Origin of the sequence: Streptomyces liliifuscus, assembly GCF_016598615.1 — a bacterium.
GTDB lineage: Bacteria > Actinomycetota > Actinomycetes > Streptomycetales > Streptomycetaceae > Streptomyces > Streptomyces liliifuscus.
Map to the genome: position 1 here is coordinate 3,540,352 of NZ_CP066831.1, position 12,962 is coordinate 3,553,313.

Consider the following 12,962-nt stretch of genomic DNA (forward strand, 5'->3'; position numbering starts at 1 on the left):
ACCACTGGGTCCGGACGGCAAAGTAACCGCCGAGCCGGGGTCTCAGCCCAGGTTGTGCATCCAGCCGTGCTGGTCCTTCGTCACGCCCCGCTGGATGTCGAGGAGTGCCTGGCGGAGCTTGAGGGTGACCTCGCCGGGCTCGCCGCCGGACTGCTGCCACTCGGCGGAGGAGCGCTTGACCGTGCCGACGGGGGTGATGACCGCCGCCGTGCCGCAGGCGAAGACCTCGGTCAGGCTGCCGTTCCCGGCGTCGCGCTGCCACTGGTCGATGGAGACGCGGGCCTCCTCGGACTCGTAGCCGAGGTCACGGGCGACCGAGAGGAGCGAGTCGCGGGTGACGCCCTCCAGGATGGAGCCCGTCAGCGTGGGCGTGACGATCTTGTCGCCGTACACGAAGTACAGGTTCATGCCGCCCAGTTCCTCGACCCACTTGTGCTCGACGGCGTCGAGGTAGCAGACCTGGTCGCAGCCCTTCGAGGCGGCCTCGGCCTGGGCGAGCAGGGACGCGGCGTAGTTGCCGCCGGTCTTGGCGTCGCCCATGCCGCCGGGGACGGCGCGCACGCGGTCCTCGGAGAGCCAGATCGAGACGGGCTTCACGCCGCCCGGGAAGTACGCGCCGGCGGGGGACGCGATGACCAGGAAGAGGTACTCGTTGGCGGGCTTCACACCCAGGCCGACCTCGCTCGCGATCATGAACGGGCGCAGGTAGAGCGACTCCTCGCCGCCGTGCGCGGGCACCCATGCCTTGTCCTGCTGGACCAGCGTGTCGCACGCCTCGATGAACGTCTCGACGGGCAGCTCGGGCATGGCCAGGCGCCGGGCGGAGGACTGGAAGCGCAGGGCGTTGCGGTCCGGGCGGAAGGTGGCGACGGAACCGTCGGGCTGCCGGTAGGCCTTCAGGCCCTCGAAGATCTCCTGCGCGTAGTGCAGGACGTTGGTCGCCGGGTCCAGGGAGAGCGGTCCGTACGGCGTGAGCTGGCCGTCGTGCCAGCCGCGGCCCTCGGTCCACTTGATCGTCACCATGTGGTCGGTGAAGTGGCGGCCGAACCCGGGGTTGGCGAGGATGGCCTCGCGCTCCGCGCCGGAGAGTGGCGAGGCCGAGGGCTTGAGCTCGATCGTGGGCGTCGTCATGAGTAGATGTCCTTCACCGGTTTCGTGTGTGACGGGCCGCGCTCACGCCTGTACCTGCCAGTGGCCGGTGTTAGGACGTCCGAGCATTCCCTCATTCCGCGGCTCCGCGTTCGATTATCGCGCGTGCGGGGCCATGGACGAAAAGGGCGTGAATGCGACCCAGGGGATGATGGTGACACCCGGCGGGGACATAGAAAAGCCGCCGGGTGCTTGAGAGACCCGGCGGCTTCGAGAGTTCGAGTGGCGCGGCAGGGTCAGCCGGCTACTCGTACGGCGAGCGCGTCGCCGATTTCCTCGGTGCTGCGGGCGGGCTTGCCGACGCGCTCCGCGAGGTCGGCGGAGACGGCGTCCTCGATGCGCGCGGCCTCGGACTCGTGGCCGAGGTGGCGCAGCAGGAGGGCGACGGACAGGACGGTGGCGCTGGGGTCGGCCTTGCCCTGACCTGCGATGTCCGGGGCCGAGCCGTGCACGGGCTCGAACATCGACGGGAACTCGCCGGACGGGTTGATGTTCCCGCTCGCGGCGACACCGATGCCGCCGGAGACGGCCGCGGCCAGGTCGGTGATGATGTCGCCGAAGAGGTTGTCGGTGACGATCACGTCGAAGCGGGCGGGGTCCGTGACGAGGTAGATCGTCGCGGCGTCCACGTGGATGTAGTCCGTGGTGACCTCGGGGAACTCCTCGGCCACCTTGTTGAAGACGTTCGTCCACAGGTGACCCGCGAAGGTCAGCACGTTGTTCTTGTGGACCAGCGTGAGCTTCTTGCGCGGGCGGGCCTGGGCACGGGCGAAGGCGTCACGGACGACGCGCTCCACACCGAAGGCCGTGTTCACGGAGACCTCGGTGGCGACCTCGTGCTCGGTGCCCTTGCGGATGGTGCCGCCGTTGCCCGTGTACGGGCCCTCGGTGCCCTCGCGGACCACGACGAAGTCGATCTCCGGCTGGCCGGCGAGCGGGGTGGCGACACCCGGAAGGAGCTTCGACGGACGCAGGTTGACGTGGTGGTCGAAGGCGAAGCGGAGCTTGAGCAGGAAGCCGCGCTCCAGGACACCGGACGGCACGCTCGGGTCACCGATCGCGCCGAGCAGGATGGCGTCGTGCTTCTTCAGGGCGTCGAGGTCGGCCTCGGTGAGGGTCTCACCGGTCGCGTGGTAGCGCTTGGCGCCGAAGTCGAACTCCTTGGTCTCCAGCTTCACATCCTGCGGAAGGACGGCCGAGAGGACCTTCAGGCCTTGGGCCACGACTTCCTGGCCGATGCCGTCACCGGGGATCACTGCGAGATTGAGGCTGCGAGACATGTCGGCACCCTACTCCTCGTCCCACGGGATGACATGGGGAGTCCGCGATACGGACACCACCGGACGGCCGCGCATCAATCTGTCGGCTCCCGTTCACCCGTACGTATGGCGGTTGTTGGGACACGCTGGGAAGTTCACCAGCATGGACACTCCCGACGTCGGCATCCCGCCGCAGCTCGCACGCCGGATGAGCATGGCGGAGCAGTACGAGTACCTGCGGACGAAGTACTCGCGGCGCCGCGCCCTGGTGACCGCGGGAGCGGTGGCAGGCGGGCTGCTGACCGGCTGCTCCGGCTCGGGCTCCGGTACGGACACGGCGGACCGGACGGCCTCGCCCCTGTCCGCCACGTCCACGCCCACCGGCACCCGCGGGGTGAACGGCTCCGTCGTCGCCCCCTTCGGCCGCCACCTCGCCTTCGGCGCGGACCCGAAGACCCAGATGCGGATCTCGTGGCAGGTACCGCTCCCGGTGAAGAAGCCGTACGTGCGTGTGGGGCTGAAGCCGTGGGAGCTGAGCCGGAAGATCGAGGCCGAGGTCCGCGACCTGCACACCCCGGAGGTGGAGGGGCAGCGGCTCGCGGTGGAGCAGTACTACCTGCACGCGGCGCTCGACGGGCTGCGCCCCGGCACGACGTACTACTACGGCGTCGGCCACGACGGCTTCGACCCGGCGTCCAAGGAACGGCATTCCACGGTCGGCTCGTTCACCACGGCGCCCGCCCGCCCCGAGACGTTCGTGTTCACCGCGTTCGGCGACCAGGGCGTCACCCCGGACGCGCTCGCCAACGACCGGCTGATCCTCGGCCGGGAGCCGTCCTTCCATCTGCACGCGGGGGACATCTGCTACGCCGACGACACGGGACACGGCAAGAAGTCGGACTACTACGCCCCCACCACCTGGGACCTGTTCCTCAAGCAGACCGAGCCGGTGGCCAGGTCCGTCCCGTGGATGGTGACGACCGGCAACCACGACATGGAGGCCTGGTACTCCCCGAACGGGTACGGCGGGCAGTCCGCGCGCTGGGCCCTCCCGGACAACGGCTTCGACGCGAAGAACTCCCCGGGCGTCTACTCGTTCACGTACGGCAACGTCGGGGTGGTGGCGCTGGACGCGAACGACGTGTCGTACGAGATCCCCGCCAACAAGGGCTACTCGGACGGTAGGCAGACGGCCTGGCTCGACACCCGGCTCGGTGAACTGCGGGGGCAGGTCGACTTCATCGTGGTCTTCTTCCACCACTGCACGTACTCGACGTCGACCCACGCCTCGGACGGCGGCGTACGCGACGCCTGGCTGCCGCTGTTCACCAAGCACCAGGTGGACCTGGTGATCAACGGGCACAACCACGTGTACGAGCGGACCGACGCCATCAAGGGCGGCAAGGTGGGCAGGCGCGTGCCCGTCGGCGCGTCGACCGATCCGACGCGGGACGGGATCGTGTACGTCACGGCGGGCGGGGCGGGCAAGAGCCTCTACCACTTCCCCGCCGGGGTGAAGGACAGCTACGAGGGGAAGATCGCCGACCGCGAGTCCGTGCAGACGTACCACTGGACGAAGTCGAAGGACCAGAACCCCGACACCGTGGAGTGGTCGAGGGTTCGGTACACCGGCTACTCCTTCCTCTCCGTGGAGGCGGAGGCGGGAGCGGCCCCGAAGCTCAAGGTGTCGGCGCTGGCGCAGAGCGGCAAGCGCATCGACTACTTCGAGGTGCGACGCGGAGCGTGAGGCAGGGGCCGGGCTCAGTGCCCGGTCGAGCCGCCGTTGTCCCTGCGGTCGAGGGCGCGCTGGAGCGCGGCGGCGGCGTTCTTGCGGTCGGACTCGCTCGAACGGGAGACGTGACGGACTCGGCGGGCGGTCGTCTCGGCCATGATGAATCGACTCCTTGCCTCCGGCAGCGGCCGCCGGAAGTGCGATGAGGGATTTACGAGACTCCCCCACTGCCTAAAGGGCGTGGGAGGGGCCCCAGATGGGCCGGGGAGCGGGTGCCGCAGGGGTTGCCTGCAAAGGGCTCCGGCTCACGACCGCCATTCGCTTGGTCGAGCGAGACGTTCGGCTCCTACAAAGCTAAGTGAGGACCGCGCATCTGTCTCCACAGTTAGTCGGACTTCCTACTATCTGAGACGACACATCGGGTCGCACCGCGCTGACCTGCGCTTTTTACATTTGTCTCCCTGGAGGACATCTCTAGAGGACATCGCCGTCGCGCCAGTCGAAGGTCAGGTCGCGGGACGGGTCGAGAGGGCCGGACGAGGCGGGGCGGACGAAGGTGGTGCCCTCCTCGTCGGGGAGACGCACGACGCCGTCCGGGCCGAGGGCGGAGATCCGGCCCGGCCAGACCTGCCAGCCGCGGGCCGTGTAGAGGGCGGCACCCTCCTCGCTCGCGGAGAGCGCGCCGAGGGCGTACGCGCGGTCGACGATCCCTTCCAGCGCGGCCATGATCTGCCCGCCGAGGCCGGTCCGGCGTACGTCCGCGCGGACGGCGACCGCCTCGACGTACCCCGTGCGCAGGGAGCGGCCCCGGTGCAGCACCCTGCGCATGACCACCGAGCCGTGGGCGGCGAGTCCGGCCCCGTCGTGCACGAGGGCGTGCACCCCGCCGAGCCCGTGGTCCCAGTCCTCGTCGGAGAAGTCGCCCTCGAACGCGTCGTCCAGGAGGGTGCGGGCGGCGCGGAGTTCGGCGGGCGTGAGGTCCGCCGTGTGGGCGGTGCGCAGTCGGATGGTCATCGCATCAGTATCGGATGGCCATCGCCCCGGTATTCGTCCTGATTCCGCTGTCGATGCCGATTCCGCGGGCTGCGGAAGCCGGGCCGCGGGAGCACGATGGGGGCCGAGCGGTCCGTGAAGCCGGCTTCGGGAGGGAGACCCGATGACCACCGCACTTCCGCGTACGCGTGTGATCACCCAGCACCGCTTCGGCGGTCCTGAGGTTCTGGAGATCGAGGAACGGGAGCGGCCCGTCGCCGGTCCGGGGGAGGTTCTGCTACGGGTGCGTGCGGTGGGCGTCAACGCCGTTGACCGGCTGGTGCGTTCGGGCACCGCGCCGCTCTTCGGGGAACCGCCGTTCGTCCTCGGCAACGATGTCTCCGGTGTGGTGGAGGCGGCCGGGGCGGGCGTCACCCGGTTCCGGCCCGGCGACGAGGTCTTCGGCAAGGTCCTGGGCGGTGGGTACGCGGAACATGTGGCCGCCCCCGCCGACCACTTCGCGGCCAAGCCGTCGACCCTGGACCACGTCCACGCGGCGGGCGCCCCCACGGCGACCCTCACCGCCTGGCAGGCGCTGATCGACCTCGCCCGGGTCGGCCCGGGCACAAGGGTGTTGGTCCACGCGGCAGGAGGCGGCGTCGGTCACGCGGCGGTGCAGATCGCCAAGGCGGAGGGCGCGTACGTCGTCGGCACGGCCCGGGTGGACAAGCACGAGTTCCTGCGCGACCTGGGTGTGGACGAGCCGGTCGACCACACGGCGACGGACTTCGCCACGGCTGTACGGGACATGGATGTCGCCCTCGACCTGATCGGCGGCGACTACGGTCCGCGCACCCTCAACACCCTTCGCCCGGGAGGGCTGTTGGTCTCTGCCCTCCCGGGGGACACGGGCCTGTCGGCCGAGGACGTCGAGGCGCGCGGGCTGCGTTTCGCGGTCGTGCGGGTGGAACCGTCCGGCATGCGTCTGGCGAAGATCGCCTCGCTGCTGGCGGGTGGCCGGGTGCGTATCCACGTGGACGCGGTCCTGCCGTTCGCGGAGGCGGCCAAGGCCCATGAGCTCGGGGAGGCGGGACACACCAAGGGAAAGATCGTCCTCAGCCTTCCGGAGTGAGCCGCGCACTGCCCCGAGTGATCCTCTCTTACTGAATGACGCATCAGCAATCCGATGTCTGATGCTGTCAGATTCCTTGACATGCCCCAATACCCCCTCCACTCTCACATTCATCGACCAGTCATCGGATGACTGCGACAGGAGGGGTTCCACATGGCGGTCCAACCCCGGGCCCGCACCATCGTGTTGACGCTCTGTTCCGCACTCCTCGCCACCACCGCGGCGACGCTTCCGGCCCGTGCCGAGGCTCCCGCGGCATCCACCCCGCACACGTCCTGGGAGGTGCGCGGTCCGCACGGCTCCCCCTCGGCCGTGGTCTCCCTCGACCCGGCCGACGGCAGCCCGACCCTGGCGGTGAGACGCGCCGGCCGTACGGTCCTCGAACCGTCCCCCGTCGGCCTCGTCACCGAACAGGCCGACTTCTCCCGGGACCTGACCCTCACCGGCCGCTCCGACCGCACGGTCTCGGAGCGCTACACCGTCCCGACGGGCAAGTCGCACAAGCGGGTTGTCCGGATGACCGAGTCCCGTTTCCGCTTCCGTACGGCGGACGGCGCGCGTATCGACCTGCTGACCCGCGTCGCCGCGGACGGCGTCGCCTATCGCTACGTCCTGCCGGACGACCACGGCGACGTCGTGCGCGAGGCCTCCGCCTTCACCTTCCCCGCCACCACCGAGCCCGTCATCAGCGCCTACCGCCGGGACAACGAACTCCCCTTCGTCCGCTACCCGTCGGCGGCCGCGGTACCGGCGGGCACGTACTCGATGCAGGCCCTCTTCAAGACGGACGGCGGCTACGCCCTCGTCGCCGAGTCGGACCTGACCGGCAGCTACGCCGGCTCCCACCTCACGCACGCCGCAGGGTCGTCCACGTTCGGCGTGAGCCCGTGGAACGACGAGCCGATCCAGGTGTCCGGCAGGCTCACCACGCCCTGGCGCGCGGTGGTCACCGGCGATCTGCCGACCGTCACCGAGTCGACCTTCACCGACGACCTCGCCCCCAGGTCCCGTGTCCGTGACACCTCCTGGATCAAGCCGGGCCCGGCCCTGTGGACCTGGCTCGCCGGCGGCAAGGAGGCCGGGCAGAGCCTGGAGGCGCAGAAGAAGTACGTCGACTACGCGGCCCAGCGCGACTGGCCGTACGAGGTCGTCGACGCGGGCTGGTACTACAAGCCCGGCGAGTGGGACGTCATCGACCCCGACTGGCAGACGAACAACTGGATGCCGGAGCTGGTGCGTTACGGCAAGGAGCGCGGCGTCGAGATCCAGGTCTGGCTCCACTACTCGCTCCTCGTCGACCCCGTCGAACGGGAGAAGTGGCTCTCCACACTGGAGCGTTGGGGCGTCAAGGGCGTGAAGATCGACTTCATGGACTCCGAGTCCCAGGAGCGGATGGCCTGGTACGACGAGATCCTGCCGGCCACCGCGAAGCACCACCTGATGGTCAACTTCCATGGCTCCACGATCCCCAAGGGCATCCAGCGCACCTGGCCGCACGTCATGACGCTGGAGGGCGTCGGCGGCGAGGAGAAGCGCAACAACACGCCCGAGCAGCTGGCCGCGCTCCCCTACACCCGCAACGTCATCGGCTCCATGGACTTCACGCCGGGTGCCTTCCACCGCCCCTTCCGCCCCAACGTCGGCTCCGACGCGGGTGAGTTGGGCCTGACCGTCCTCTACGAGTCCGGCATCCAGAACCTCGCCGGCACCCCTGAGTCGTACGAGGCCCGTCCGGAGGCCCGCCGCTATCTGGAGCAACTGCCCAGCGGCTGGGAGGAGACCAGGCTGCTGACCGGCGATCCCGGCCGCTCCGCGGTCCTGGCCCGCCGTGCGCCCGACGGCCGCTGGTTCATCGGCGGCACGTTCGCGGGGGCGGCCCACAGCGTGGACGTACCCATGCGTCTGGGCGCGGGCAAGTGGCTCGTCGAGACCGTGACCGACGGCCCGTCGGGCCTGGTCCGCGAACCGCACGTCGTCCGCGGCGGCGCCTCGCTCACCGTGCCCGTCGTGGCGGACGGCGGCTTCGCCGCGCTGGCCTGCCACTGGTACCCGGGCAGGACGAGCTGCGACCGCTGACACCGCACGTCCATGACGTGGACCGTGGCCCTGTCTCCGTGCGGAGGCAGGGCCACGGTCCGTCGGCACGACGCACGCCGCCCCCGGCCCGGAGGGATGCGTCCGGGGCGGGGGCGGTTCAGTGAGACGCCGGCCCGTGTACGGGGACGCCTCGGCTCGTGGGCGCGTACGGGACCAGGCCCGTGCGCGGGTACGGGCTCAGCCCATGTGCGGGTACGGGTAGTCGGTCGGCGGGACCAGGGTCTCCTTGATGGCGCGGGTCAGGGTCCAGCGCATCAGGTTCTGCGGGGCGCCCGCCTTGTCGTTGGTGCCGGACGCGCGGCCGCCGCCGAAGGGCTGCTGGCCGACGACGGCACCGGTCGACTTGTCGTTGATGTAGAAGTTGCCAGCGGCGTAGCGGAGCTTCTCCATCGTGTACGCGGCGGCCGCGCGGTCGCCCGCGATGACCGAGCCGGTGAGCGCGTAGTCCGACACCGACTCCATCTGGGCCAGCATCTCGTCGTACTGGTCGTCCTCGTAGACGTGCACCGCGAGGAACGGACCGAAGTACTCCGTCGTGAAGACCTCGTTCGCCGGGTCGGAGCACTCGACGACGGTCGGGCGGACGAAGTAGCCGACGGAGTCGTCGTAGGTGCCGCCCGCGACGACCGTGCAGGACGGATCGGCGTGCGCCCGGTCGATCGCCGCCTTGTTCTTGGCGAAGGAGCGCTCGTCGATGACGGCGCCGATGAAGTTCGACAGGTCGGTGACGTCACCCATCGTGATGCCGTCGATCTCGGCCGCGAACTCCTCCTTGAAGCCGGAGTTCCAGATGGAGGCCGGGACGTACGCGCGCGAGGAGGCCGAGCACTTCTGGCCCTGGTACTCGAAGGAGCCGCGGGTCAGGGCCGTCTTCAGGACCGCGCGGTCGGCGCTCGGGTGCGCGACGACGAAGTCCTTGCCGCCGGTCTCGCCGACCATGCGGGGGTACGTGCGGTACTTCTCGATGTTGTTGCCGACCGTCTTCCACAGGTACTGGAAGGTCTTGGTCGAGCCGGTGAAGTGGATGCCGGCGAGGTCGCGGTGCTCCAGGGCGACCTCGGAGACCTCGATGCCGTCACCGGTGACGAGGTTGATGACGCCCTTGGGCAGACCGGCCTCCTCCAGCAGCTGCATGAGCAGAACGGCCGCGTGGGTCTGCGTCGGCGACGGCTTCCACACGACCACGTTGCCCATCAGCGCGGGCGCGGTCGGCAGGTTGCCCGCGATCGCCGTGAAGTTGAAGGGCGTGATCGCGTAGACGAACCCTTCGAGCGGGCGGTGGTCGAGGCGGTTCCAGACGCCCGGCGAGTTGGCCGGCGGCTGCTCGGCGAGCAGGTCACGGGCGTACTTCACGTTGAAGCGCCAGAAGTCGACCAGCTCGCAGGGACAGTCGATCTCGGCCTGCTGGGCCGTCTTCGACTGGCCGAGCATCGTCGAGGCGGCGAGCGTCTCGCGCCACGGTCCTGCCAGCAGCTCGGCGGCGCGCAGGATGATCGCGGCGCGGTCGTCGAAGGACATCGCGCGCCAGGCGGGCGCGGCGGCGAGGGCCGCGTCGATCGCGTCCTGGGCGTCCTGCTGGGTCGCGTTCGCGTACGTGCCGAGGCGGGCCTTGTGGTTGTGCGGCTGCACGACGTCGAAGCGGTCGCCGCCGCCCATCCGCTTCTCGCCGCCGATGGTCATCGGCAGGTCGACCGGGTTCTCGGCGAGCTCCTTGAGCTTGGACTCCAGGCGGGCGCGCTCGGGAGAGCCGGGGGCATAGCCGTGCACCGGCTCGTTGACGGGGGTGGGGACCTGGGTCACAGCGTCCATGAGTTCCGTAACTCCTTAACTGAGCGGGGTGGTTGGCGTCAGCTCTTGGTGAGGATCGAGCGGCCGAAGAAGAGGAGGTTGGCCGGCTTCTCGGCGAGGCGCCGCATGAAGTAGCCGTACCAGTCGGTGCCGTACGCGGTGTAGACACGCATCCGGTGCCCTTCAGCGGCGAGCCGCAGATGCTCGTCGCTCCTGATCCCGTACAGCATCTGGAACTCGTACTCGTCGGGCTTGCGCCCGGCGCGCCGGGCCAGCTCCTGCGCGATGGAGATGAGGCGCGGGTCGTGGGACCCGATCATCGGGTACCCCTCGCCCTCCATCAGGATGCGCAGGATGCGGACGTACGCCTTGTCGGTCTCGGCCTTCTGCTGGTACGCGACCTCGGCGGGCTCCTTGTAGGCGCCCTTCACGAGCCGTACGCGGCTGCCGCTGTCGGCGAGACGGCGGGCGTCGGCCTCGGTGCGGAAGAGGTAGGCCTGGATGACGCAGCCGGTCTCCGGGAAGTCCTTCCGCAGCTCCTCGTGGATGGCGAACATCGAGTCGAGGGTGGTGTGGTCCTCGGCGTCGAGCGTGACGGTCGTACCGATGGCCGCGGCGGCCTCGACGACCGGACGGACGTTGGCGAGGGCGAGCTCGTGGCCACCGGGGAGCGCCTGCCCGAACAGGGACAGCTTCACCGACATCTCGGCGCGCTCCCCGAGCTCCAGCTGCTTGAGGCGGTCGATCAGCTCCAGGTACGCGTCACGGGCGAGCGTGGCCTGCTCGGGCGTGGTGATGTCCTCACCGACCACGTCCATGGTGACCTCCAGGCCCTTGGCCGTGAGGTCCTGGATGATCGGTACGACCTGGTCGACGCTCTCACCGGGGATGAAGCGGTCGACGACCGGCTTGGTCACCGGGGCCGCCGAGATCAGACGACGCATCCGGTCGCTGCGCGAAGCGGCGAGAATCACGGGACCCAGCACGGGGCACCTCCACAACAAGGCCGGCGGAAGGCCGTACCCGCCGCCGCCCGGCGGCGTTCCGGTACGACACGGAGAACCACCGTGAAACCTAAGGATCCCTCCGATCGTCGGCCATCGACAGCTGTCACGCATCCGTGCCCTGGATCTCAGACAGATGTATGAAGGCGCGGGGAAATGATGGAGAATGCCCGGGTGACATCGGATCCCAAGGGCGAATACCAGGAGCTGGTGGACGAGATCTCGGAGCTCCTCGGCGCCCCCGCGACGCTGGAGAACCGCGACTTCGAGCTGATCGCCTTCGGCGCGTACGACAGCGAGGGCGAGCTGGACGCCTCCGCGCTGGACCCCGTACGCGCCCGCTCGATCCTCACGCGCCGCTCGACCTCGGCGGTCCGCACCTGGTTCGAGGGCTTCGGCATCGCCCGCGCCACGGCGCCGGTCCGTATCCCGCCCACCCCCGAGGCGGGCGTCCACCGGGGCCGCGTCTGCCTCCCCGTACGCCATCGGGGTGTGGTCCTCGGGTACGTGTGGCTGCTGTCGGACGATCCGGGTCCCACCGACCAGCAGCTCTCCGCGGCGATGGAGGTCACCCCGCGCATCGGTGCCCTCCTGGCGGACGAGGCCCAGGCGGGCGCGGACCTCAGCCGTGAGCTTCGCGCGGTCCTCACCGCCGAGAGCGGCTGGCAGCGCGACATGGCTTTGGCCGAACTCCACACGGAGCTCGGCGCCCGCGGCGAGGGCCTCCACACGATGGTCTGCGTGGCCCCCTGGCCCTCGTCCCACCCGGACGACGCCCCGTCGGTCCGCACCATCCCGTCCGCCACCGCCGTCTGCGCCCTCCCCTGGGGCTCCACCGCCCAGAGCCTGGCCCTCCTGGTCCGCCTGCGCTCACCGGAGGTCCTCACCCCGGCGACAACGGCGGCGGCCCGGCTGCTGGAGAGGGCGGAGGGGGTACGGGGATCAGGGCGCCCCCAGTCCTCCCCGGCCGAGCCCGGCCCCCCAGGGGCTCACCAGCAGACCGGCGGCACGCAGGGCGGCCGGGGCCCGGCCCAGCCGCCGAGCAAGGGCGGCCAGGGCAAGGGCACCGGGGCGGCCCAGGCCCAGCCGACGAACCACCCGGGCGAGGCGGAGGCCGCGCGGGCGGACGAAGGGTCGGAGGGAACCGGACGGACAGCGGGGTCGGGGGGAGCCGGACGGACAGAGGGAGCGGGGCGGACAGGGGCAGCGGGGCGGACAGAGGGAGCCGGGCGGACAGCGGCAGCGGGACGGACAGAGGGAGCCGGGCGGTCAGCGGGAGCGGTGGGGGCTGCCGGACAGGCTCCGGAGCCGCACGGCCCCCGCCCCGGCCGGGTCGTGGCCGGGATCGCCGTTCCCCACTCCGGTCTCGCCGACCTCGCGACCGCCTGGCAGCAGGCATCGGCCGCCGCCCGCGCGGCGCTGGCCGATCCGCGGCTGGGCCCGGTCGCGCACTGGTCGTCCATCGGCCCGTACCGCCTGCTGACGACGCTGGCGCCGACCGCCTCCCACGACCCCGCCGTACGCCCGCTCCTGGCCCCCGCCCACCGCGAACTCGCCCACACCGCCGAGGTGTTCCTCGACTGCGCGGGCCAGGCCGGCCGCACCGCCGCCGAACTGGGCATCCACCGCCAGACCCTCTACTACCGCCTCTCCCGCGTCGAACAACTCACCGGCCTCGACCTGGCCAACGGCGAGGACCGCCTGCTCCTGCACATGGGGCTCAAGGCGCGGCGGCTCTAGGCGCGGGGGCTTTAGGCGCGAGGGGCAGGCACGGGGGGGCAGGCACGGGGGCTCCAGGCGCCCTGCGTTCAAAAGCGGTCAGCCGGGCC

General features: G+C 70.6%; 10 protein-coding genes. 4 read left to right on the forward strand and 6 right to left on the reverse strand.

Features of this window, described 5'->3' with window-relative positions:
* Positions 1-42: 42 nt before the first annotated feature.
* Together JEQ17_RS14870 and JEQ17_RS14875 are read right to left on the reverse strand one after the other, a co-directional pair.
* Positions 43-1,131 carry a branched-chain amino acid aminotransferase gene (locus tag JEQ17_RS14870; protein ID WP_200395704.1) on the reverse strand — a complete coding sequence of 363 codons (1,089 nt, stop codon included), beginning with the start codon at positions 1,129-1,131 and terminating at the stop codon, positions 43-45.
* A gap of 254 nt (positions 1,132-1,385) precedes the next feature.
* Positions 1,386-2,429 carry a 3-isopropylmalate dehydrogenase gene (locus tag JEQ17_RS14875; protein WP_189843633.1) on the reverse strand — a complete coding sequence of 348 codons (1,044 nt, stop codon included), beginning with the start codon at positions 2,427-2,429 and terminating at the stop codon, positions 1,386-1,388.
* A 142-nt stretch (positions 2,430-2,571) separates the two neighbouring features.
* Here JEQ17_RS14875 and JEQ17_RS14880 point away from each other — a divergent pair, with 142 nt between their 5' ends.
* Positions 2,572-4,155 (forward strand): purple acid phosphatase family protein, encoded by a 1,584-nt coding sequence (locus tag JEQ17_RS14880; RefSeq protein WP_200395705.1) that lies wholly within the window; start codon positions 2,572-2,574, stop codon positions 4,153-4,155.
* A gap of 14 nt (positions 4,156-4,169) precedes the next feature.
* On the opposite strand, the gene JEQ17_RS50485 is transcribed toward JEQ17_RS14880, so the two are convergent.
* Positions 4,170-4,298 (reverse strand): hypothetical protein, encoded by a 129-nt coding sequence (locus JEQ17_RS50485; protein WP_260695433.1) that lies wholly within the window; start codon positions 4,296-4,298, stop codon positions 4,170-4,172.
* 316 nt (positions 4,299-4,614) lie between these two features.
* Positions 4,615-5,154, reverse strand: coding sequence for a GNAT family N-acetyltransferase (locus JEQ17_RS14885; protein ID WP_200395706.1), 540 nt, complete (start codon positions 5,152-5,154; stop codon positions 4,615-4,617).
* A 142-nt stretch (positions 5,155-5,296) separates the two neighbouring features.
* Here JEQ17_RS14885 and JEQ17_RS14890 point away from each other — a divergent pair, with 142 nt between their 5' ends.
* Positions 5,297-6,244 (forward strand): NADP-dependent oxidoreductase, encoded by a 948-nt coding sequence (locus tag JEQ17_RS14890; RefSeq protein WP_200395707.1) that lies wholly within the window; start codon positions 5,297-5,299, stop codon positions 6,242-6,244.
* A gap of 153 nt (positions 6,245-6,397) precedes the next feature.
* A complete protein-coding gene (locus tag JEQ17_RS14895) occupies positions 6,398-8,320 on the forward strand; it encodes a glycoside hydrolase family 97 catalytic domain-containing protein (RefSeq protein WP_200395708.1) in 1,923 nt (640 codons plus the stop codon).
* 198 nt (positions 8,321-8,518) lie between these two features.
* On the opposite strand, the gene pruA is transcribed toward JEQ17_RS14895, so the two are convergent.
* A complete protein-coding gene (gene pruA, locus JEQ17_RS14900) occupies positions 8,519-10,150 on the reverse strand; it encodes an L-glutamate gamma-semialdehyde dehydrogenase (RefSeq protein WP_200395709.1) in 1,632 nt (543 codons plus the stop codon).
* A gap of 38 nt (positions 10,151-10,188) precedes the next feature.
* Positions 10,189-11,115, reverse strand: a complete 927-nt coding sequence (locus tag JEQ17_RS14905; RefSeq protein WP_200395710.1) for a proline dehydrogenase family protein — start codon at positions 11,113-11,115, stop codon at positions 10,189-10,191.
* Between the two features lie 174 nt (positions 11,116-11,289).
* On the opposite strand from JEQ17_RS14905, the gene JEQ17_RS14910 reads away from it, so the two are divergent.
* Complete coding sequence (locus tag JEQ17_RS14910; RefSeq protein ID WP_200395711.1) at positions 11,290-12,873, forward strand: helix-turn-helix domain-containing protein; 1,584 nt, start codon at positions 11,290-11,292, stop codon at positions 12,871-12,873.
* The last annotated feature ends 89 nt before the right edge of the window (positions 12,874-12,962 follow it).